Origin of the sequence: Streptomyces sp. NBC_00386, assembly GCF_036063235.1 — a bacterium.
In the GTDB taxonomy this organism is placed as follows: Bacteria; Actinomycetota; Actinomycetes; order Streptomycetales; family Streptomycetaceae; genus Streptomyces.
On the sequence record NZ_CP107950.1, the window covers coordinates 1 to 22,174 of the forward strand.

Genomic DNA, 22,174 nt, shown 5'->3' on the forward strand with positions numbered 1-22,174 from the left:
CAAGAACCTGCTTCGCAGGTTCCAAGGGAACTCCCGCGCTGCGCGCGGGAGTTGAAGCGGAGCCCCGCGCTGCGCGCGGGTGACGGAGCGAACTCCTCGCGGTGCGAGGAGTTGGGCTCTGCGCTGCGCTTCGAGCCAGTGTTTCCTTCCGTCAGAAGTTTCGGTGAATCCGGAGGTTGGGCTGGTGCCCTTCCGGCTCTCCGCTTACGCTCCGAGCCGGCGGCTCCTCGTCGCTGCGCTCCTGGAGGAGCCTGGGGGTCCGTCCGCTGCGCTCCCGGACCCGGCCCGCGTTCCGCGGGCGGCTGGCTACGGAGGCACGGGGCGGGTGGTCGGTGAGCTGTTTCCTTTGCTGTAGAACTTTTGGTGAATCCGGGTTCGGGGTGGGTGCCCCTGAGTTGGAGTTGCGGGCGGTGCTCGGCGGTGTGTCTCGCTGAGGTGGGAGCGCGGAGGACTCAATGGGTGTGTAGCCGGGCTGTCCTGACATCACCTCAGCAGGCGTGTGTCAGGCGAGGTGTGGTGGAGTGTCAGTCGTGCTGCCACCAGGTGACTGCGAGGCCGGCCAGAAGGCCGCCGATGTGGCGGGCGGCTCCGGTGAGGAGTGCTGCGGAGACGAGGCGCCGCCAGGAGGCGGTGGCTGCGTGGTCCTGGTGCGCGGTGGTGGAGGGGGTGCGGTTCTTCTTCGGCATGACGGGTGTCCTTCGTTCGGGCAGGGCGCGGCCGCGCGCCCTTGCGGGGTGTGGGTAGTGCAGCGAGGCGGTCCGCCGGGGGTCGGCAGGGTTGTTGTGCTGCTGAACTGATCGTGGCAGCCGGGTGGTGGGCGCTGCATCCTCAACAGGGGTCTGGTTGGCGGGAGAACGATGTAATTTCCACCCCGTGTACACGTGGGAGAGCATCACCGGGCCCGGCAGCATCGAGGACCTCGTCGCGGACGCGCATGCGGCCGGTCATCCGGACATGACCGTGCGGCGGGTCCACGACTGGATCGCCAAGGGGTTGCTGGACCAGCCGCAGCTGCGTACCCGGCACCGCGGTTCGGACAAGGCCGAGCACAGCGTCAACCAGCGCCGGCTGCTGCTGCTCCTGCTCGACAAGCGGCAGCAGGTAGCGCACCTGAGTGCGCTGGCGCAGGTGCCGCTGGCGATGTGGCTGTGGTGGGACGGCTACGTCTCCACCCGGCAGGCGCAGCGGGCATGGGTGACCTGGGTGGGGCGCGGTAGGCGCAGCCAGGAGGTGGCGCGCGAGGGTGCTGTGGGTCTGCTGGAGCAGGTCGGGCATCCATTGGCCGGCGGGACCGCGCGGGCCCGGTTCGTGCGGACCATCACCGCACTGGGCAACGGCAAGGCCCTGACGGTGCGCGGGCGAGCCGAGCTGCTGGACGCCGTGCGGGATGTGATGGAGCCGGAGTCGGTGTTCGCCGCCAGCGGCCTCGTCCGCGCGCTCGGCCCCGTGCAGACACCGATGACCGTCGAGGCGGTCGTGAGCCACGTCGAGGCCCTCAGCGCCGCGCTGGGCCGCACCCTGGACCAGGCGGTGGACGGTGCGCTGCTGGAGCGGGCCCGCGCCATCCACCGTGTCTCCATGGCCGACTACCTCGCCCAGCGCGGTGACCTCGCCGCCGGTGCCGGAGAGCTGGCCGGCCTCTTTCGCGAGCCCACCCTCCAGGAGCAGTTCGACCAGACCGGGAAGCAGCTCCTGCTCGTCCTGGGGATGGAACTGCTCCGCCGCCCCCGCCCGGCTCAGCGCACCGTGGCGGCGTCTCGCGGGACGAACCGCGTGTAAGGGTGGGCGGGGTCAGGGCGAGGCTCGCCCGGCGGCAGCACGGGAGCCAGCGCCTCGAACACCCGCTCCATCACCTGGTCCGTGTACCCGTCCATCGTGGCCGATGCCTGGAGCAGCACACCCCCCGCCCGCAGCGGAAACACCCGGTGAAACGCGCCCGAGTCCTCCAGCACCGCGGCGCCGCCCAGCCGCGTCACAAGTTCCGCCGGGCAGACCGTCACCCAGGCGTAGCCGCGCAGGAACTGCCGGCCTTCGCGCAGGGACGTGCGCCGCCTGCGGCGCAGCACGGTATCGAGGTTGGTGAGTTCGTCGAAGTTGTCCCACTCGATGTGGCCGTAGAGGGGGCTGCTCCCATCCAGCGCGGCGTACAGGAAGTCCACCACCGCAGTGCAGGATGCGGCGTCATCTGGGGAATTGACCTTGGCCAAAGCCGATGCCCGCCAGATGGAACCGTCACTCAGGACGTGGTAGGAGCTCGCCCGTCCCAGGTCGTCCAGTTCCCCGCCCTCCGTGAGAAACACGAGTTGGGCTCCCCAAGGGAACGCGGCGAGCTCCTCCTCGAACTGCGGCCACGTCTTCCCGATACGGGGGAAGCGGCGCACCAAGTCGTCGATGTCCGGGACGATCTGCGCCTCGGAGACGACCCCTCCCCCGCTCCCGGCCTCCGCCTCCACCAGGCCGCTGTACAGCCCGGTGCGGACGGCACGAAACCACCGGACCAGCGATGCCCCACGACTGCCCGGCACAGCCGCATCGAACGAGGCTTCAACGCATACCTTCATCCCGCGCACCCTACTGGTGCCCGGCAACAGGAAATCCTGCGACGATCACCACATTCCGAAGCGATCACTGAACTCGCACTTCAGGAGCCTCTCTGGCTCCTCAACCTCTGCCGAAACCCCAGCTCAGGTCGACACATCACAACAACCAGAAATCCTGCAACGATCACTAGACCAACAGCTCAGCGCATCGATCACGCAGTGATCCTTAGCGGATTTGTCACAGGTCTGGCGGCGGCCGGGCCAGTCAGCGTTTGATGCGCCCGCGGACCGCGAGGACACCGAGGGCCAGAAGGGTGGGTTCGAGGAGACGGGAGATCATCTCGATGTAGGTGCCGGCCGTGGTGAGGTTCTGCCCGGAAGAGCGGAAGACCACCGAGTTGATGGCAACGCGGGTGGCCTTCTCCGCACGGGCCCAGGTCATGCGCTGCGGCCATCCGCCGTGTAGTGCCGGGTCGGGGGTGGAGGTGTTCAGGCTGATTCGGCTGCCGTTCAGGGTGCCGGTGGTGGCAGGGTCCGGATCGTGGGTGGGCAGGCCGATGCCTATCAGGAGCAGCACGGTAAGAGACATGGCGGCGAGCAGCCAGGTGAAGGCGCGGGAGGCGCGCAGGCCGTAGCCGGACAGCAGCCAGTATCCCCACAGCAGACGGCGTTCGCCCTTGGGGGTGCCGGTCCGGTCGTGGCGGCGCATCTCGCATTCGCCGTAGTAGAAGTCGGCGGCGCCGGGTTCGTTCTTGCCGTCCTCGAACGCTTTGCGCAGCTGCCGGTACAGCGCGGCGACGCTTTCCGGGGCCGGGCCCGGGGTGCGGGCGATGTCGGGGTGATGCGGTCCGGGACGCCTCCACCGGTGGGGGTCAGGGGCCTCGCTCACGGCAGGGCCGAGCTGGTCGGCAGAGCGAGCGCGCCAGTGGTGTTCCTCTGCGAGGACACGGCGGCGGGTGAAGTACACCGGCCAGATGTATCGGCGGTGCCAGCCTGTGGGGGCGGAGGCGAAGGTGGTGCGGCCTTCCAGGCGGATCTGGTCGAGGTGGAAGGCTCCGGAGAACAGGCAGTCGCTCAGGTCGGTGTCGGTGAGCACCAGGTGCGCGGCGTCCACGCCCTGCACCGAGACGATGCGCGCCCGTTCGGGGTTGCGCTGCTGCGGGCCGGGGCCGGTCAGCAGATCCTCCTCGACCGTGTCGACGCCGTGGGTGAAGCGGGCGGGGTGGGTGATGACCGCTGCGGGGGCGGTCAGGACCGCGTGGCTGAGGTCCACCGCGGCGTACCGCACCCGTATGGTGGCAGTCGACTCCCACCGCGTCCTTACACAGCGCACTTCACGCGCCGCGATCTCCAGCGTCACCGGTACCTCGAACACCGCACCGGACAACACCACCGCTCCCGCGCACACGAAGGGCCCCAGTTCGGAGGCCACCTCGAACCGGGCCCCGTCGAACCGGACGTCACTGGCGAACCGGGTCCCGTCGAACCGGGCATTGCCGGAGAACTGCGCCTCACCGAACCTTGCGTCGCCGGTGAACTGGGCCGCGTCAAATCCGGCGTCACGGGCGAACTGCGCCCCGCCGAACCCGGCCGTGCCAAAGAACTGTGCACCACCGAAGGCGGCGTAGCGGTCGAACTGCGCCCCACCGAACCCGGCGCCGTCGGCGAACTGGGCATCGAAAAATGAGACCGTACCGTTGAACTGCGCCTTTCTGAACACGACGGTGCCAGTGAACCGCGCGTTCGCGAATCCAGCGTCGCGGGCGAACCGCGCCCCAGTGAACCCGGCGATGTTGGAGAACTGGGCTTCACCGAACACGGCGTGGCCGGTGAACTGGGCTTCACCGAACCCGGTGTCGCCAGTGAAGTGCGCCCTATGGAACGAGGCGTCATCGGTGAACTGGGCCCTGTCGAAACTGGCATTGCCGGTGAACCGGGTCCCGTCGAACCGGGCGTTGCCGGTGAACCTCGCCTCGTTGAACAGGGCCTGGCCTATCTGAGGTGTTCCGGTGGCGGGATCGTGGAGCGCAGTGAGGAGCTGGCGCAGTGAGTCGTTGGTGAAGGCGGTGCCGCGGTGGTCGATGTCGGCGCCGGGTGCGAGGCCGGCCAGGTAGGCGGTGCGGGCGGTGTCCGTGAGGTGGGCCAGGCACGCGGTGTGGCCGGGCACGTGGATGCCGCGGCAGCCGATCGGGTCGGTGTCCGGGTCCGCGCCGTGCCGGCAGTGTGGCCAGGGGGGCGGTGCGGGTGTGCTCATGGTGCGGTGACTCCAAAGAGCGTGGTCGGGTTGCTGGCAGGCATGCCGAGGGGCGGGCCGGTTCAGCGGCCCCCGCGAGCGCAGCGCTGCAGGGAGCCAAGGGCGCGCGGCTTTACGGTGCGGTGCTCGAGCGGACGGATGCGCGGATGCGCGGATCGGCGGTGCGGTCGTCGGCCAGATTGCTGAAGTGCTGTGCGGATTCCGGGTGGTCGCGCAGGACGGAGGCCATGACGGCTGCGGCATCCCCCGTCAGGGACACCAGCCAGGGCCGGATCCTGTCCCGGGCGTCCCACTGGTCCCAGGCGCCGTCCCAGATGCACATCGTGAGAGCCGCCTCCTCCAGCAGATCCCAGTCGGATCGGTGGGCGGCGTGGGCGCAGACGCCCTGGAGCCAGGTCACGATCACCGCGGCCTCGGCGAACTGCACGATGTGGGTGTCGTCCCCGCCCACGTGCTCGGCCAAGGCGTGCAGGAGGGCTTGTGCCTGCGCCAGATCCCGTTGCAGGGCCGGTCCCGCGTGCACGGCGGCCAGGTCCGGGAGGACGCCGACGAGCAGTTCGTAGTCCTGGGGGTGGTCGCCGGCCAGGGCCAGCAGCGCGTCGGCTGCGGCCGGGTCGCCGGTGTTGGCGGCCTCGAGATGCAGGCGGGCTGCCTGGAGGGGGTCTTCGGGGTAGTCCACGTGCTCTCGGTCGATCAGGGCAAGCAGGTCGGCGACGCTCTGGGGCCGGCGTTGCGGGTCCGGGTGGGTGGTGGCACGGACGATGCTGCGCCAGGGGCCCGGAGGAGGCAGCAGCGGCAGGTTGGTCTTGGGCAGGTCGCCGGTGAGGGCCCAGGCGATGACTCTGCCGATGCTGTAGATGTCACTGGACGCGGTCGCCTCGTGGGGTGCCTGGAACAGCTCCGGGGCAGCGAAGCCCTCGGTGCCGATGTAGAGGCCGGTCCGGCCGGCCTTGGTGGTCTGGCCCCGCGGCCGGCGCACGATGCCCCAGTCGGCCAGGGTCCAGCAGCCGTCGAGGCAGAGGATGTTCGACGGCTTGATGTCGCGGTGCAGCCACCCCTCGGCGTGAGCGGGGGCGAGCACCGATGCCAGGGCGGTCACCAGGACGCGCAGCTGGCCGGGCTGCTGCAGCTGCTCCCGGCTCTCTTCGGCGGTCGCCTCGGCCCAGGGCATGACGAACCAGGTGTGCTCGGCGCCGAAATCCAGGACCGGCATCGCGTGGGCATGGCCGTTCAGGAACTGGCCGACCTCGATCTCGCGCCGCATCCGTGCCACCGGGCGTTCGGCCGGGTACTTCTGATGCAGCTTCTTCAGGGCGACGATCATGCCGGTGGGCTTGTGCGTCGCCCTGAAGACGTCCGCCTGACCGCCGGGGACGGGCTTGGGCGGGCAGTTGTAGTCCTTGCGCTCGCCGCGCGCGGCGCGGCGGACCATCTCGTAGGCGCTGTGGCCGGACGGTGCCGGCTGCGCGGCAGCCGTGTGGAGAGCGGGCGCAGGAGCCAGGGCTGCCGGGATCTGGCGGGCCTCGTAGACCGGGTAGCCGTTGACGGTGGAGGCCGGGACGAGGCGATAGCCGTCGGGGGCGAGCGCGCCGTTGATCAGAGCCAGCAGCTGCTCGGTCTCACTGGTGTCCGTCCGGACGGCGGGGTGGACCATCTCGGCCAGGAAGCGGAGCAGGACCTCGTCGGGGCCGCTGGCAAGACCGAAGCGGGAATCGCCGAAGACCCAGTCCTCGTCCCAGTCACCGGGGTTGTTGTAGCGGTGCTGGATGATGTCGCCCTCGACGGTCGCGAACCGCGGATCGAAGCTTTCCAGGCGGTCCAGGTCGTAGAGCCTGCGCAGGAAGGTGACCTCGTCGAGACTGCCCGACCAACCCGCCCCGCTGGTGCGCAGCGCGTCGAACAGATGTCGGCGGGTGACATCGGTGATGGCCGCCGACGGCCCTGCGGGTATGACAGTGCTCCGGAACCGGCCGGTGACGGTGCCAGGGGCTACGGACCGCAGCAGGGAGGTGCCCATCACGCTCTGGTCGCGGGCGCGGGAGAAGAGGTCCAGGTCGAAGGCGACGTCGTTCAGAGCCTGCAGCACGGTGCGCTGCACATCGGGGCCCAGTTCGGCAAGCCGTTCGTAGTAGGCGTCGTTCTGTCCGAGTGAGAAGGAGGCCCCGTCCAGGGTCTCGAAGGCGTCCGGCACGGATGTCTGGGCCGGTGCCGTCATGCCGAACTGTCCGATCTTGACCTGCCCGATGCTCCTGACCTCTCCGCGGTCATCGGCACAGAGCAGTTCGAAGGTGGTCTTGAAGTGGTAGTCGTCCCAGTTGTCCCGGACCAGGAACGCCTGCCCCGGGAGCGGGGAGACGGGCCGCGCGCGAACGGGCAGGACGGTGAACTGCACGGTTCCTCCGGAGTACGCCCCGGCCTGCGGGCCGGGCATGTCAGTGCAAAGGGGTCTTCCACCGCGCCTTGCGGCAGGCGGCCTGCTCCCGCCGCCCGGACCTGACGAGGGGAACGAGTTCCTGAGGTGCTTCGCGAGCCCTCGCTTGGCGCACCGGTGTACGAAGTCAGACCGTGATGGCGAAGACCCACAGGTGGGGGTTCGGGCCGGGGATGATCACGTAGTGGACGATGACGGTGCGGGTCGTGATGACGCGTACCGCCTCATCCATGTCGTGCTTGTCGGCCTGCGGCCAGGACCAGGGGTCGGCGCAGGCGCGGATCACCGCGTCGTGGAGCTCTTCCTTGGCCGGGCCGGGCAGGTTTTTGATGGTCTCGCCGATGTGCGCGGCGAACCGGGCGGGGATTGCCGTCACGCGCCGAAGACCTCGTCCATGGTCATGGAGCCGGTTTCGGGCCGGCCGCTGGCGATCCACTTCTGGTAGGCGACGCGGGCGTGCATGCGCGCGCGGGCTTCCCGCAGGTCGTCGGGGCCGTCCGCGGCGGCCTGGTCGGCTTCGAGGACGCCGGTGACGTAGTCGTTGAGGGACATTCCGGCGCGCTGCGCCGAGGCGCGCACCTTGTCGGCCAGCTCCTGGTCGACGCGAGTGTTGAGCTGTGCGATTCCCATGACAGCGATGTTAGCGATTTGCTAGCAGGCGGGGAAGGGGGTCTGTCGGGCGACAAGGGCTGTCTACGCCACGGCGGCCGGGACGGCGCCCTCGGTCGTCCAGTCGCCGTCGAAGAGCGTGGCGACCAGGCGGGCGTGAGCCTCGGGGAGCCGGCCGTCGCGGTGTTTGGTGCGGGCTTTGGCGAGCCAGGCGCCGAGCTTGACGGTGTCACCGTCGACGACGATCTCTTCCCGGGAGGCGGGGGCGCGGCCCTCGCGGTGGAGGAAGAGTTCCAGGAGCTGGACCGTCTGTTCAAAGGTGCGGCGGGTGCGGCGGGCGGGGGTGAGCGGGTTGGTGTCGGGGGTGAGGCCGAGGGCAGTCATCATCTGCTGCTGGCCGGGGGTGAGGGTGGGCCAGGTGGTGAGCTGACGGTTCAGCCAGGAGCCGATCTTCACCCCCGCCAGGACCGTGTCCGGGGTGAGGGTGGCCGGGTCGGCGCCGGTGGCGAGGTGGGTGCGCAGCAGGTGGTATTTGCGGTGCCAGTCCGCGCCGTGGGGCAGGCGCCAGTCGGGGGCGAGGGTGGTCAGATCCTGCGCGCGGGCCGCGTCGAGCCGGTCGTGGGCGGCGAGGTGGCGTTGTTCGGCGAGCCAGGCGCCGACGGGGGTGGTGGCGGGGGCGGCGAGGTGGCCGTGGGCGCGCAGGTGGTCGGCGGCCGCGGTGAGGCGGGCGCGCCAGGCGGCGTGGTGCTTGTCCCAGATCATGCCGAGCGCGTCGAGTTCGGCGGTCCAGTCGGCTTCGAGGCGGCCGGCTGTCCGGGCGTCGCGCATGGTGGTGATGAAGGTGCCGAGGGTGTAGCCGGTGGGGTCGGTGTAGTCGGCGGGGACGTCGAGGTGGCCCATCTCGGCGCGGTAGTTCTGGGCGGCCGCGAGGCCGAGGCGGCGGCTGCGGGAGACGGGCTGGTCGCGGGGGTCGAAGGAGACCAGGTCCATCGCCTGGGCGATGCGCTCGGGGTGGACGGTGAAGTCGAAACTCCAGCGGCGCGCGATGACCTGGCTGGTCTCGCGGGGCAGGCGGTTGGCCTTGTCCGGCAGGCGCTCCATGATGCGGTGGTCGTGGCCGGCCAGCGCGGTGGCGATCGCCCACACCGGCTCGTAGGCGGTGCCCAGGATGTTCTCGCTGTCGGCGCCGGGCGGGATGTAGACGGGGACGATCAGGGAAGCGGTCTTGCCGGAGACGTCCAGGCGCAGGGCGCGACCCAGAGCCTGGACGCAGCGGACGACGCTGCGGGTGGGGTCGGCGAAGACGATCGCGTCCACGCTGGGGATGTCGACGCCCTCGGCGATCAGGCGGGAGTTCGCCAGGATCGCACAGTCGGCGGTAGCGAAGCCGGTGAAGCTGTCGCCCCGCTCGGCGGGAGTGTTATCCCCGTGCGCGAAGAACATCTGCGGGGTGATGGCGGGGACGAGGCTCGGGTCGGTTCTGGCCAGCAGGCGCAGGGTGTGCGGGAGTTCGCGGGCGAAGCGGCGGGCGTCGGCGACCAGGTTGAAGTAGACCAGCACCTTCTTCAGACCGTGCTCGGTCATCGCGCGCAGGACGGACAGGTGCAGGGCGGTGGTGCGCAGCGCACCGTCATCCTCCTCGCCGGAATCGCGGCCGCCGGCAGAGTCCGGGGCCGTGCCCACGGTGCCCGGGGCGGGCATGTTCAGGCGGCGGCGCAGGTCGGCGTCGGTCAGCGTGGGCACCACGATGCGGTAGTCCGCGGCGCGCCCGTCCTCCACCGCCTGTGCGAGCGGATATTCGAAAATTTTCTTGCCGTAGACCTGCTCGTTTTCCATCGAGTTGGCGGACACGTCGACGTCGGGAGCGGGTGCGGGGGCGCGGCGGCGCGGGCGGGTGACGTCGGCGGACTCGGCCAGTTCCGGAGCGGCGAAGATCCGGGGGGTGGCGGTCATGTAGAGGCGGCGGTCCGCATGGATGCGCTTCGCGTCGTTGACGATGGCCCACTTCTTGTCCGCGCGCCCGGCGATGCGGTGGGCCTCGTCCATGACCGCGAGATCGAACGCCGGAACCGCGTACCGGGTCTTACGGGTCTTCTCGATCTTGTCCAGGGAGTCGTAGGTACAGATCACCGTCAGCGCCGGGATCTGGTCCTCCTCGTCGCCGACCACGGACATCAGCGCGGCCAGGGTGCGCGGGTCGGTCGCCGACATGACGTGCGCGGCCACCAGGTCGCTACGGCCCTCCACGTCCATCGAGGAGACGATCACCATGTGCTCGAGGTGACCGTCGCGCCGCCACGCCAGCGCCGTCTGCGCGGCCAGGTCCAGGGTGGGCACGACGAACAGGACGAGCCGCGCGTCGAGTTCGTCCGCCAGCCGGATCGACACCAGCGTCTTGCCTGTACCCGTCGCCGACACGTACAGGGCGCGCGTCCCGGGCCGCCGCAGATGACGCGCCAACCGCGAGAGGGCCTCGGCCTGGTCGGCGAACAGCCGCCGCTCCTTCGGCTGGTCTGGAGTGAACACAGCGGCCACGGTCATGCGAGCTTCCTCAATCCGAGAACGGGGCGGCAGCCACAGGGCTACCACGGTCGGGGAGGGCGGCGAGACCCCATTGAAGCCCCACCAACCGAGCACCCTACCAGCCCGCACATCATTCGTACGCGAAAAGTACGGTATCCGTACGCGCAATGTGCGATCCATGGGATAGGGTCGGTACTGGAGGTGTCCCATGTCCGAGCTCTTCGACGCGGTCGACGCGCTGATCGCGTCCCGGTCCCCGCTGCCGCCGCCGGCCGAACGCAGGCGACTGCGCCAAGCGCACGCCCTGACCCTGGACGAGGTGGCCGCGGCCCTCGACGTCCGGCGGGCGACGATCGGCGGCTGGGAGTCGGGCAAGGCCGAGCCGAGACCTCCGCAGAGGGAGGCGTACGCGCGCCTGCTCGCCCAACTCGCTCTCCTCTACCCGGCCATGGAGACCGCCGCAGCCCCGCAGCCCGAGGCTCCAGCACCGGAGGCATCGGGCGCGGCGGAACCGCGGCCCGCGAAGGCGGCGAGCACGCCCGCCCCCTCCCCCGCTCTCTCGCCCGTTCCGGCCTCCGAGGCCGGTGCCGCCGCTCGGGCGCCGCATCCGACGCCTGCTGCCGCGCCGCCCCGCCCGTCCTCGCGCCGTCCGGGCGCGCCGAAGGCCGCTGTCCGTACGGCCGATGCCGGGCCCGCGCACGGGCAGCACGGACACGGTCCGCTGCTCGTCCTGGACGCCGACGCGGACGGGCAGGTGACCGGCTACGGCGTCGGCGGTCTGCTCCTGGACGTGCCCGCCAAGTCCCTGCCCGCTCTGGTCGAGTGGGCGCTGAGCGAGGCACAGTTGGGGGCGGAGCGGCTGCACGGTTCGGGCAAGGACGCCGATCCGCTGCTGGTGCTGACCGGGGCGGCGTGTGAGCGCTACGGTCTGCCCGCCCAGCTGCCGGAGGAGGCCAGGCTCGCCGGGCGGCTCCCGGAGGGGCACAAGGTGCTGGGCCAGCTCGAGCGTGCCGAGTGGCAGCTCACGAAGCGGGGATTCGGGCCATGGGCGCGGATCTACCGCCCCGCGCAGGGAGGCCGGCGCAGTTGCGTGCAGCTGTGCATCCCCTCCTGGCACGCCCTGGACGACCGTGCCTGGGGACATGCCGCATGCCTTGCTCCGGCGGAGCTTGCCCGGGTGCTGGGCGTGTACGCGCAGCGGGTCGTCACCCCGGTGGGCACCACCGCGGTGACGGGGCTTCACCTGATGACGGCGCTCAACCCGCCGACCCGCGCGAGCGAGCCGGACCAGGACGGCAGGCGGCACCGCGAGCTGCGGCCCGGATCGCTGGGAACCGAAGCTTTGGATCCGGCGCCGTGCGAGGCGACCGACGGCCACCCCGTGCTCGCGGACCTGCCCCGCTTCCACGTGCGCGGGCCCGAGGAGAAGCTGATGGAGGAGGCGTACGACTGGGCGCGGGAGATGACGGACGCCGAGTGCATGCAGCGCCACCTGGTGGGCATCGATGTGAACCTGGCGTTCGGCGCGGCCGCCAACGGCGCGGTCGTCGGCCTGTCCACTCCCCCGGTGCACGTCGTGCGTCCGACGTTCGATGCGGCGGTGCCCGGCTCCTGGCTGGTCGACCTCTCCCACGTCGACCCGTCCCGGGTGAAGATCGGCAAGCAGTGGCGCGACCTCGACGGCGACCTGCTGCCCAGCGCGTTCACGCCCACCGGGGAACGACCCACCGGTCCGGCCTGGTACGCCACCCCGACGGTGGCCTACGCCGTCGAACTCGGTTATGAAGTCGCCCCTCTCGAGGGCTGGCTGCGCCACGACAGCGGCCGGTACCTGGACAGTTGGTACAAGCGGCTGCGCGACGCCTACGTCGCCACCATGGCCGATCTCGGCGTGGGCGAGAAACTGGGCCCGCGCGAGTTCCTCGATGCGATGGACGGCTACAAGCAGCGCGATGCGGAACTGGCAATCGTCCTGGACGCCGTCAAAATGACCATCAAGGGCGGCATCGGCAAGCTGCAGGAGAAGGCGCGCGGCCAAGGCTGGAAGCCGGGCCACGCCTGGCCCGCGCTGGCCCGCCCGACCTGGCGCCCCGACATCCGCGCCGCCGTCATCTCCCGCGCCCGGATCAACATGCACCGCAAGATGCTCAACCTCGCCGCGGCCACCGGCCGCTACCCCATCGCGGTCCTCTCCGACTGCGCCGTGTACGCCGCCGACGGACCCAGCCCGCTGGACGTACTGCCCTACGGAGCCGACGGCAAGACCGTGGCGGGCAGCTTCCGGCTCGGCGTGTCCCCGGGGATGGTCAAGCACGAGGGCACCCAGAGCGTGCTGTGGGGGGCGGAGAAGTACGAGGAGCTCGGCGGCGACGGCCACGTCGCCAACCTCGCCCGCTACATCAAGACCGGCCGGGCCGACGGCCCGGACACCGGGAAATAGAGGGGGACAGCGTGGTCACCGTCGCGGAAGAACTCGAGCGGGCTGTGCAGGGCGCGTTCACACGGCCGCTGCCCAAGTCCGCCGGGGCGCAGATGCGTTACCTGGTCCGACAGCACCAGCACAGCACCCGGCAGGTGGCCGAACTCCTCGGCATCAGCCAGCGCACCGTCGAGCGGTACGTGAACAACCAGATCAAAAAGCCGCGCCCGCAGCTCGCCGACCGGCTGCACCGCGAGACACTCGCCCGCTGGCAGCCGCAGATCAGGGCCCGGGCCAAGCAGGCCGCTGCCACCAGCGGCGGCATCATGATCGACGTCCAGGGCCGGTTCGGCTACACCGCCGCCGGCGGCAGCACCGACCAGTCCCGGGTCCGCCACCTCACCCTCCCCCTTCCGCCCCACCACGCCGCCCGCCTCCTCCAGGCCCAGCAGGACGGCGTCGACGAGGACGACCTGCGCCAGATCGCCGCCGAAGCCCTCGGCGAGGTCTACTTCCGCGACGGCGGCCGCCGCGCCCACGGCCTCGAAGTGAAACTCACCGACCTCGTCGACCTCCGGTTCGAGCTGTAGGCAAGGCAGTCCGGTGTAGACGGACGGAGACCGGGAGGAGACCAGGTGCCCTGCCCGACGTGCGGGTGAGTTCCTGGCGATCGGGCGTGCCGGCCTCGCCGGGCGTGCCACATTGCTCTGGTCGGGGAGCGGACGAGGGGTGTCGGTGAGGGCTGTGGAAGCAGGGGCGTTGCGGACCGTGCCGCTGGCTGGGGAGCTGACCTCGTCGCTGATCGCCCGGGCCGCGGCCCGCTACGGTCTGGCGGCCGCCGACGTGGTGCGGCTGTGGTCGTGCCGCAACTCCCCCGCACGGCACGAGGGCGGCGGTGTGCGGGCCGATGCCGAGCTGGTACTCAACGAGGCCGGGCGGCGTGTGCTCGCCGGGCTGTGCGGGGTTGAGCCGGCGGTGCTGGCGCGCGCGTTGCCGACGTTCACCATGGACGACCCCGGGACCGGCAGCGCTGTCCAGGCGCAGGCGCGGTGGCGGGCGGCGTCCGCGGTGGCGGGACCGGCCGCGTTCGGGTGCCGTTTGTGCACCGCGCGGCGCACCGGGCAGGCGGTGCGGGCGGTGCGGTTCGTGCCGCCCTGGCAGCGGGTCTGCATCCGGCACGGGCGCTGGCTGCTGGACGCGGACGCCGACCAGCCGCTGGAACACCTGGATGTGCGCGGCGTTGCGGAGGTGGCGGTCGCGCAGCGGCGGTGGGCGCGGGTGGCCAGACGTGGGTTGCGGGCCGGGGTGGAGCCGGAGCAGGTTTTCGCTCTGTCGCATGCGGTGGTGGCCCAGTGGTGGGAGCAGGCCCTGTCCTGGGATCGGGAGGAGATCTGGCCGCGCCGTCTGCACCGGCTGGCGGGCGGCGACGCGGCGGCGGAGCTGGCGTGGTGGCGGATCGTGGGCCGGGACGCGGCGATCTTCCCCGAAGCCGTGGCGGTTGCGGGGTTGCTGCTGGATCCGGCGTCGGCCGACCTGCTCTGGAAGTCGAGCGGGGGGACGCGGCCCCGGGCGCGGCGTGAGGACGATCCGTTCTGCCGGCGGCTGGGCGAGCGGGTGGGCCGGGCCTGGCTGGGGCCGCTGCTCGCGACCGATCACGGCAGTGCGCTGCACGACTGGACGGGCGCGGTCGTACGCGCCCGCCGTTGGAGCAGTGCGCCGGGACAGCGGGACGATCCGTGGCATGTGAGGAGGAAGCAGCAGCCCGCGACCCTGGCCGGGCAGCTGCGCGTCCTGGCGGCCGAGCAGCGCTCGGGCGGCTCCGGCACCCGGTGGGGGGCCACCGTGTCCGCCGAACACCGCTTCCACATCACCCAGTTGGTCAAGGAGGCCGGCGAGCAGCTGGTGGAGCTGCGCGGCGTGCACAGCGGCACCACCGCCGAGGTGGCCCGCACTCTGCTGGAGCACCTCGGTCGCAGCGCCGAGCTGGTCGAGGAGGCTCTGGCGCACACGGCCGTCGCGGCCGTCACCGCCGGGGTGACACTGGAGGAGGTCGCCGCGTGGGCCCGCCTGCCCGCCCACGAACTGGCGGAGATCGTGGCCGCGGGCGAGGACCACGGCTGACGTGCTCGGCACCCCGGGCGGCATCATGCGGCTCCTGGACGAGTACGACGTCGAGCTCGCGGGCCGCACGCCTCGACACGCTCGCGCGCGGTGCGGCGATGCCGTCTGGCGCCCTGATCCGGCTCGGTTCGGACGAGGACGACTCGGGATGGGTGCTGTCGTCTCTGGGATAGCGGCGATCCCACCTGCCCACACACCCCGCGGCCCGAGGACGGGAAAGTGCAGGGGTGTGCACTGACAGCGGCGCGTGCGGGTGTCATTCTGACCCCGCGCAAACCCCGATGGACCTGCGGTGCAGCGTAGTTGGGGTTACCGGCCGGTTCGCCTGCGCGGCGTGACCGGTAGGGCGTTATGTGGAGTATGTGATCACTGAAAGCAGTCAGGGCGGCCCGCAGGACGGCTTACCCGCCCGCGCGGACGGCGCCTGGCGGGTGCCGGAAGGCGCCGCGGTGGAGGCGGAGTTCGCCGGGGCGGACGGCCGGCTGGTGCAGCGCCGCTGGGTGGAGGCTGCGGTCGCGGAGCCCTTCGAGCGGCTGGCGCCGGTGGCGGCGTTCCCGGTGGTGCCGGGGCGGCGGTGGGCGCCGGGCTGGTGGTGGTCGGCCACCACCGGCCGGCATGTGACGCACGGTTCGCAGGCGATGTGTATGCAGCTGATGCTGCTGGACCGCGATCCGTGCGTGGTGGCGCTGGCGGCGCGGCCGGTGCGGCTGATCTGGCGGGACCCGGACAGCAGGCGGACGCTGAGCTGGGTGCCCCAGCTGTTCGCCCGCTACGGCGACAAAAGCGCCCTGCTCGCCGACTGCCCCGCCACCGCAGAACCGGCTGCGCGCCGGGCCGCGCGCGGCCGCCGTGCTTCAGGCGGCGTGTGCGGCGGTGGGGTTCACCTACCGGCGCCTGATGCCGCCGGATGCGGTGGTGGCGGCGAACGTGCGCTGGCTGGCCGGCTACCGCCATCCCCGCCACCGCGACGCCGGCGGGCTTGAGCAGGCGGTGCTTCAGGCGTTCACCACCGCGCGGCCGTTGATGGCCGGGGCCGCGGCGGCGGGCGAGACCCTCTCGGCGCTCCCGGTGCTCTACCACGCGCTGTGGCGCGGGCGGCTGGTGGCGGACCTGGAGCGGCCGCTGGGCGAGCACACCCTTGTGGCGCCCGGCCCGGCCGCAGGCGACGGGGAGCAGGAGCAGCACGGCAGGTGAGCAGGCACGAGGTAACCGCCCCCGGCGGGCGGTGTGTTGGAGTGGGCGCTCAGGTCACGTTCGAGGACCGCACGTGGCAGGTGACCGGCGTGGTCGACGGGCGGGTGTATCTGGCCGCCGAGGACGGGGCCACCGGGTGCGTGCTGGCCGCTCGCCTGGTGGCCGCCGACGGCTTCGAGGTCCTCGGCCAGGGCGCCCCGCAGATTCCGGCCGCCGCCGCGTGGGCGGATGTGCCGTTGCCTGCCCGGGAGCGGGCGATGGCCTGGCTGCGGCACATCCGGGAGGTCGAGACCGGGTTGCCCGGCGGCCCCGGCAGCGGCGGGGTGCCGAGGCCTGAGTACAACCCGCACGCCTTCACACTCGCCGAGCGGGAGCACGCCAAGGCGAAGGAGCTTGCGGGGCTGGGATGGACGAAGGTCAGCCGGCCCACGGTGCAGCGGATGCGGCTGGCCTACCAGCGCCAGGGGCTGCTGGGGCTGGTGGACAAGAGGTCCCTGCGCGCCTCCTCCCCCACCGGGCGTACGGACGAGCGGGTGGTGGCCGCCGTGCTGGAGGCGCTGCGCATACGTCGCGGCCGCAGGGCGACCACCGTCAAGCAGGTCATCGACCTGGCCGAACAGATCGTGGCGCAGACCCACGGGAAGGGCCGGGTGACGCTGCCGGCCAGGTCGTCGCTGTACCGGCTGGTGAGGATGCTGGCGGACCCGGCCGAGCCGGTGGGCAGCCCGGCGCGCACCGCCACCGGTCCGGACGGGGCAGGCGGCGGGCCGCCTGCGCTGCGGCCCGCCGAGCGGGTCCATGTCGCCACCGCCCGCCTGGGCATCGAGGCGGTGGGCGAGGACGGCCGTGTGGTGGCGGTGTCGGTCACCTGCGCGCTGGACGGGGCCACGGGCTGTGTGCTGGCCGCCGTGCTGCACCCGCAGCAGGCCGCGCCGGTCGAACTGTCCGTGCTGCTGGCCGAGATGGCAGTCCCCCGCACGGCGCGGCCCGGGTGGCGGGAGATGCTGCAGGCAGCCCACGAGGGGTTGCCCGAGCGGCTGATGCCCCTGGACGCGCGTCTTGAGGCGATCGTGGCGCGTCCGGCCGCCCTGCCCCAGACGCTGGTCTTCGACCCGGCGGCGGCCGCCGTCACGCCCTGGTTCCTGACCGTGTGCGAGAGCCTCGGCGTGAGCCTGGAAGCCGTCCCCGCACGGCGCTGCGGCCTGCACAGTGTCGCCGGGGACACGGTGAAGACGCTCGCCGCGGTGTTCACCCGGCACGCCGCCGACCTGGCCACCGCGCTGGGTGCTGTGCACCCGCCGGACAGCGCGGGACGGCAGGCGGAGGCGTTCTTCGGTCTGCCGCACCTGCACGATGTGCTGGACGAGTGGATCACCGCCCGCTGGCACACCCGCCCCCAACAGGCTCTGCGGCAACCGCTGCTGCCCAAGGCGGCCCTGAGTCCGCAGGAGATGTGGCGGGTGCTGCTGGGCGTCACCGGGTCGCTGCCGGTGCCGCTGAGCGGGCAGGACTTCGCCGAGTTGCTGCCGGTGCAGCACCATGCGGTCACCGAGTCCGGGATCCGCCTGGGCAGGCGCCGCTACGACCATCAGTGCCTGGATGAGCACCGCGGCCGGGCCCGGCCCACCACGGACGACGGCCGGTGGGAAGTGCACCACCACCCCTACGACGTACGGCACATCTACATCCGGCTGCCCGACGGGCGCCTGCACGAGATCCCCTGGACCGATCGCGCGTACGCGCTTCGCCCGTTCGACGACGCCGTTTGGCGCCGCACCGGGCAGATCCTCGCCGACCGCAATGGCCCGCCCGGGCAGCGGGCACCAGCGGGCGAGGGGCCGGGGCAAAAGGCCGGTGTGCCGGTGCCCGGCCAGGGCGTGGTGGACAAGCCGGCACCGGGCGGGGGCGCCGTGGCACCGGTCCCGGACGGGCCCGGGCCTGCGGGTGCCTTCGGAGTGTGGGACGCGTGGGCGGAGGCCGAGCAGTGGTGAGCGCACACGCCCGTCGGGGGCGCCGCGTGGCCGCTGCGAGCGGCCGGCAGGTGAAGCTGGGCGCGTATGTGACGTTCCAGGGCTGTACCTGGCAGGTGGCCGCGGTGGCCGGTGCGTCGGTGACGCTGGTCGGCGAGGACGGGCAGACGGCGTCGGTGCTGGCCTCGCTGCTGTTCGCCGACCCGGGTTTCACCGTGGTGGGCTCCCCCAGTGCGGGAGTGCGGCAGTGGGGGCTGTTGGAGTCGGTGCCCGCCCGGGAGCGGGAGCGGGCTCTGGCCTGGCAGCGGCACATCCGCGAGATCGAGACCGGGCTGCCCGACGGCCTGGGCAGTGCCGGGATGCCGCGGCCCGAGTACGACCCGCAGCGCACATCGATGGCCGAGCGGGAGCAGGCCAAGGCCGACGAACTCACCAGACTGGGCTGGCCGCGGGTCAGCCGGGCCACCGTGCGCCGCATGCGCGCCCGCTACCACGGCCAGGGGTTGTGGGGTCTGATCCCGCGCCGCAAACCCTCCAGTGCGACCGGGCAGGCCGATGAGCGGGTGGTGGCCGCGGTGCTGGAGGCACTGCGCCGCCAGCGCGGCCGCTCCAAGGGCACGCTGAAGGGGCTGCGGGAGCTGACCGGGCACATCCTGGCCGACACCCACGGGCCGGGCACGGTGGCACTGCCCGCGCCGTCGACGTTCAACCGGCTGGCGCGGGTACTGGCCGACCCGCTGGAGCATCCCGGACGGCCGGCCCGCACCGCAACGGCCGCGCCGGTGCGGCCCTTCACGCCGACGGTGGCGCTGCGGCCGGGCGAGCTGGTGCAGATCGACACCACCCGCCTCGATGTGATGGCCATCGGCGAGGACGGCCGTGCGGTGCGCCCGGAACTCACGATCGCTCTCGACGTGGCGACCAGGTCGGTGGTGGCGGCCGTGCTGCGCGAGGAGGGCACCAAGGCCGTGGACGCCGCCCTGCTGCTGGCGGAGATGGCCGTACCGCACCCGGTGCGGCCCGGCTGGGGCGAGCAGCTGCGCCTGGCGCACGCCGCCGTCCCCTACGACCGGCTCCTCGCCCTGGATGGACGGCTTCAGTCGGCGGCGGCGCGGCCGGTGGTGGTGCCGGAGACGATCGTCATCGACCGCGGGGCCATCTTCGTCTCCGCCGCGTTCCTGGCCGCCTGCGAGACCCTGGGGGTGAGCGTGCAGCCCGCGCCGCCGCGCTCCCCGGCCGCCAAGGGCGCGGTGGAAAGGACGTTCAAAAGCATCAACTCGTTGTTCGCGCAGCACGTTGCCGGCTACACCGGCCCCCACGTCCTGGCGCGCGGCGAGGCGGTGCAGGACGAAGCCCGGTTCACGGTGGCGCAGTTGCAGGAGCTGCTGGACGAATGGATCACCGCGTGCTGGCAGCACCGCCCGCACGACGGGCTGCGCCACCCCCTGCTGCCGAAGAAGGCGCTGGCCCCCAACGAGATGTGGGGCGCGCTGCTGGGCGCGTGCGGGTACGTGCCGTGGCCGCTGGGCGGCACCGACTACCTGGAACTGCTGCCGGTGCGCTTCCATCCCGTCACCGGCCGCGGCATCCGCATCAACCACCGCACCTACGACCACGCCGTGCTCAACGAGCACCGCGGACGGCCCTGCCCCGCCTCCCCCGGCGGCAGGTGGGAGATCCACCTCAACCCGCACGACGTACGGCAGATCTACATCCGGCTGCCCGACGGGCACCTGCACGAGATCCCGTGGATCCACCGCGACCACGTCCACGCCCCCATGGGCGAGACCGCCTGGCGCCACATCCGCGCCGCCCTCGGCCGGCGCACAGACCGCGAGAAGCACGAAGTGGCCCTCGCGGAGGCCGCCGACCAGGTCCTGCGCCGCGCCCGTCCCCTGCCCGGCCCCGGCGCACCCGCCGCAGCAACCGGCCGCCAGGTGCCGGCGGCAGGCGGGGCGGGCCCGCAGACAGCAGGTGACGACGCACAGACCGGGGGCAGGGAGGACGCCGAGGACAGTCTCGACGCCGTCGACGCCCGCACCCATGTCGATGACGACAGCCAAACCGGCGGCGATGAGCCCCCGGCGCCGGCCCGATTCGCGCTGTACGACGCCTTCGAGGAGGCCGAGCACTGGTGACCAGCCCCGACACCACGCCCCCCGTCGAGGAAACATCCGCGCAGGCAGTCACCACCTTCGATGCCTTCGCCCGCTTCGCCCACGCCGCCCCGCCCGCGCCGCCGCAGCCCGGCCAGACACCGCGCTCGCTGGAGGAACGCCTGGCCTACCACTCGCGGTTCGTCACCGTGCGCACCCCGGCCATCGAGACCCTGGCACGCCAGGTACGCACACTGATGATCCTCGGACGGCACCAGCACATCACCGCCCGGCCATCACTGATCGTCACCGGGCCGGCCACCACCGGCAAGACCACCGCGCTGCTGCAGGTCGGCCGGACCTGCCACCTCGCCCACACCCGCCGTGCCGCCCCGGGCGACGACAGTGTGCCGGTGGCCTATGTGCTGGTGCCGCCCGGCGCCACCGCCAAGACACTGGCCGGGGAGTTCGCCCGCTACCTCGGCATCCCCGTCACCACGCGCATGACCACCGCGCAGATCACCACAGCCGTCTGCCACACCTACACCGCGGCCGGGGTCAAGCTCGTGCTGATCGACGAGATCCACCGCCTCAACCCGCGCACCTCCACCGGCGCCGAGGCCGCCGACTGGCTCAAAGACCTCACCGAACGCGTCCCCGCCACGTTCGTCTACGCGGGCATCGACGTCACCGCCAGCGCAGTATTCTCCGGGGTGCGCGGGGCGCAACTGGCTGGGCGGGCCTCCCTGATCGACTGCGGGGCGCTGCCCGCGCGGGCCGGCGAGCGCGAACCGTTCCGCGAGCTGATCGCCGCTCTGGAAGCTGCCCTTGACCTGAGCGCGCACCGGCCGGGCAGCCTGCCCAGGCTGGCTCCCTACCTGCACGAGCGGACCGCCGGACGGATCGGCAGCCTGGCCCCCCTGATCCGCCAGGCCGCCATCGAAGCCATCCTGGCCGGCAGCGAGCACATCACCAGAACACTGCTGGACTCCATTGCGCTGGACCACCTCGCCGAGGAGCACTACCGGCCCCGCACCCCCGCCCGCCGCGCCCGGCCCACCGACCGGTGACCACCCCCACCGCGCCCCGCCCCGCCGTGCGAGCCGCAACCATGTGGCCCACCCCGCCCGGCGCACTGCGCGTGAGACCGCTGCCCCGCGAGGCCACCGCCTCCTACCTCACCCGCCTCGCAGCCGCCTACCACCTCAGTGCCGCCCAGCTCCTGGACGGCCTGCACATCACCACCACCGGCACCCCCGCCGCCCCGCCCGCCACCGAAATCCACCTCAGCAACGAAGCCGCCCGCCGCCTGTCCGGCTTCACCCGCATCCCGCCCGCACACCTCGCCCGCGCCCTGGCCCGCCGGCCCCCGCCCGCCGCCATCGGCACGGCCCGCGCCGCCACCGCCCGCTGGCAGCCCGCCCAGCCCGCGATGCAGCCGCTGCCTGCGTGCACCGCCTGCACCGCTCACCGCAGCCCGCACAAAGCCGTCCCCGCATGGATCCACCCGGCACCGGGCCTGCCCCGGGCTCTCATCTGCACCCGCCACCAGCAAGCCTCAAGCGACCCCAGACAGCGCACCCCCCTCAAGATCCGTGCTGTCCCCGAACTCACCCGTGCCCGACTCACCACCCGCCGCCCGCCCACGGCGGCCTCCCTGAGCTGGGCATCGACGATCACCACACGCTGGTACGACCACCACCAACACCTCCACCAGCGCTGGCACACCCGCCTGCACCGGCTCACCACCACCAACCCCCACCTCGCCCCAGGCCCGGCCTCACCCGCCCTGACCTGCCGGAACCTGATCATCTACCCCGAAACCCTCACCCTCGCCACAGCCCTCGACCGCCTGCCCCCACACCCCCTGACACCCACCCAGCAGACCGCCTTCCTCCACGACCTCGCCAGCCGCCTCCAACTGCCCCGCCTCGCACCCGCCGACCACGACCTGCTCCACCAACGCCTCACCGCCCGCTGAACGGCCCACACCCCTTGCCGCCCCGACCCTCACACA

General features: G+C 72.3%; 15 protein-coding genes and 1 pseudogene. 9 read left to right on the forward strand and 7 right to left on the reverse strand.

Annotated elements, in window-relative coordinates; genetic code table 11:
• Positions 1–524: 524 nt before the first annotated feature.
• Positions 525–686 carry a hypothetical protein gene (locus tag OG780_RS00005; protein ID WP_328443331.1) on the reverse strand — a complete coding sequence of 54 codons (162 nt, stop codon included), beginning with the start codon at positions 684–686 and terminating at the stop codon, positions 525–527.
• A 187-nt stretch (positions 687–873) separates the two neighbouring features.
• Here OG780_RS00005 and OG780_RS00010 point away from each other — a divergent pair, with 187 nt between their 5' ends.
• Positions 874–1,779 (forward strand): hypothetical protein, encoded by a 906-nt coding sequence (locus OG780_RS00010; RefSeq protein WP_328443333.1) that lies wholly within the window; start codon positions 874–876, stop codon positions 1,777–1,779.
• On the opposite strand, the gene OG780_RS00015 is transcribed toward OG780_RS00010, so the two are convergent.
• From OG780_RS00015 to OG780_RS00040, 6 genes are all read right to left on the reverse strand, one after another.
• Entirely contained in the window at positions 1,737–2,525 is a 789-nt protein-coding gene (locus OG780_RS00015; protein ID WP_328443335.1) for a hypothetical protein, read from the reverse strand. The two genes, OG780_RS00010 and OG780_RS00015, sit on opposite strands and share 43 nt — an antisense overlap.
• Before the next feature lie 280 nt (positions 2,526–2,805).
• Positions 2,806–4,794 (reverse strand): pentapeptide repeat-containing protein, encoded by a 1,989-nt coding sequence (locus OG780_RS00020; protein WP_328443337.1) that lies wholly within the window; start codon positions 4,792–4,794, stop codon positions 2,806–2,808.
• Positions 4,795–4,906: 112 nt separating this feature from the next.
• Positions 4,907–7,186, reverse strand: coding sequence for a protein kinase domain-containing protein (locus tag OG780_RS00025; protein WP_328443339.1), 2,280 nt, complete (start codon positions 7,184–7,186; stop codon positions 4,907–4,909).
• A 166-nt stretch (positions 7,187–7,352) separates the two neighbouring features.
• Positions 7,353–7,601: a hypothetical protein gene (locus OG780_RS00030; protein ID WP_328443341.1), complete on the reverse strand. Its 249-nt coding sequence runs from the start codon at positions 7,599–7,601 to the stop codon at positions 7,353–7,355.
• Positions 7,598–7,855 (reverse strand): toxin-antitoxin system HicB family antitoxin, encoded by a 258-nt coding sequence (locus OG780_RS00035; RefSeq protein ID WP_328443343.1) that lies wholly within the window; start codon positions 7,853–7,855, stop codon positions 7,598–7,600. The genes OG780_RS00030 and OG780_RS00035 overlap by 4 nt, the downstream gene beginning before the upstream one ends.
• Positions 7,856–7,918: 63 nt before the next feature.
• The gene (locus tag OG780_RS00040; protein ID WP_328443345.1) at positions 7,919–10,375 is read right to left on the reverse strand and encodes a DEAD/DEAH box helicase; all 2,457 of its coding nucleotides are present in this window, start codon (positions 10,373–10,375) and stop codon (positions 7,919–7,921) included.
• A gap of 190 nt (positions 10,376–10,565) precedes the next feature.
• Between OG780_RS00040 and tap the strand changes: the two genes are divergently transcribed.
• The 8 genes and pseudogenes from tap to OG780_RS00080 all read left to right on the forward strand — a co-directional run bounded on the left by tap (position 10,566) and on the right by OG780_RS00080 (position 22,138).
• Entirely contained in the window at positions 10,566–12,797 is a 2,232-nt protein-coding gene (tap, locus tag OG780_RS00045) for a telomere-associated protein Tap (RefSeq protein WP_328443347.1), read from the forward strand.
• 11 nt (positions 12,798–12,808) lie between these two features.
• Positions 12,809–13,366, forward strand: coding sequence for a telomere-protecting terminal protein Tpg (gene tpg, locus OG780_RS00050; RefSeq protein WP_328443349.1), 558 nt, complete (start codon positions 12,809–12,811; stop codon positions 13,364–13,366).
• A 145-nt stretch (positions 13,367–13,511) separates the two neighbouring features.
• Positions 13,512–14,897: a TniQ family protein gene (locus OG780_RS00055; protein ID WP_328443351.1), complete on the forward strand. Its 1,386-nt coding sequence runs from the start codon at positions 13,512–13,514 to the stop codon at positions 14,895–14,897.
• A gap of 560 nt (positions 14,898–15,457) precedes the next feature.
• Positions 15,458–16,091, forward strand: a pseudogene (locus OG780_RS00060) (TnsA-like heteromeric transposase endonuclease subunit).
• Between the two features lie 41 nt (positions 16,092–16,132).
• Complete coding sequence (locus OG780_RS00065) at positions 16,133–18,082, forward strand: transposase (RefSeq protein WP_328443353.1); 1,950 nt, start codon at positions 16,133–16,135, stop codon at positions 18,080–18,082.
• A gap of 26 nt (positions 18,083–18,108) precedes the next feature.
• Complete coding sequence (locus OG780_RS00070; RefSeq protein WP_328443355.1) at positions 18,109–20,199, forward strand: transposase; 2,091 nt, start codon at positions 18,109–18,111, stop codon at positions 20,197–20,199.
• Positions 20,196–21,227, forward strand: coding sequence for a TniB family NTP-binding protein (locus tag OG780_RS00075; protein WP_328443357.1), 1,032 nt, complete (start codon positions 20,196–20,198; stop codon positions 21,225–21,227). The genes OG780_RS00070 and OG780_RS00075 overlap by 4 nt, the downstream gene beginning before the upstream one ends.
• Positions 21,224–22,138 (forward strand): TniQ family protein, encoded by a 915-nt coding sequence (locus tag OG780_RS00080; RefSeq protein ID WP_328443359.1) that lies wholly within the window; start codon positions 21,224–21,226, stop codon positions 22,136–22,138. Before OG780_RS00075 ends, OG780_RS00080 begins: the two co-directional genes overlap by 4 nt.
• The last annotated feature ends 36 nt before the right edge of the window (positions 22,139–22,174 follow it).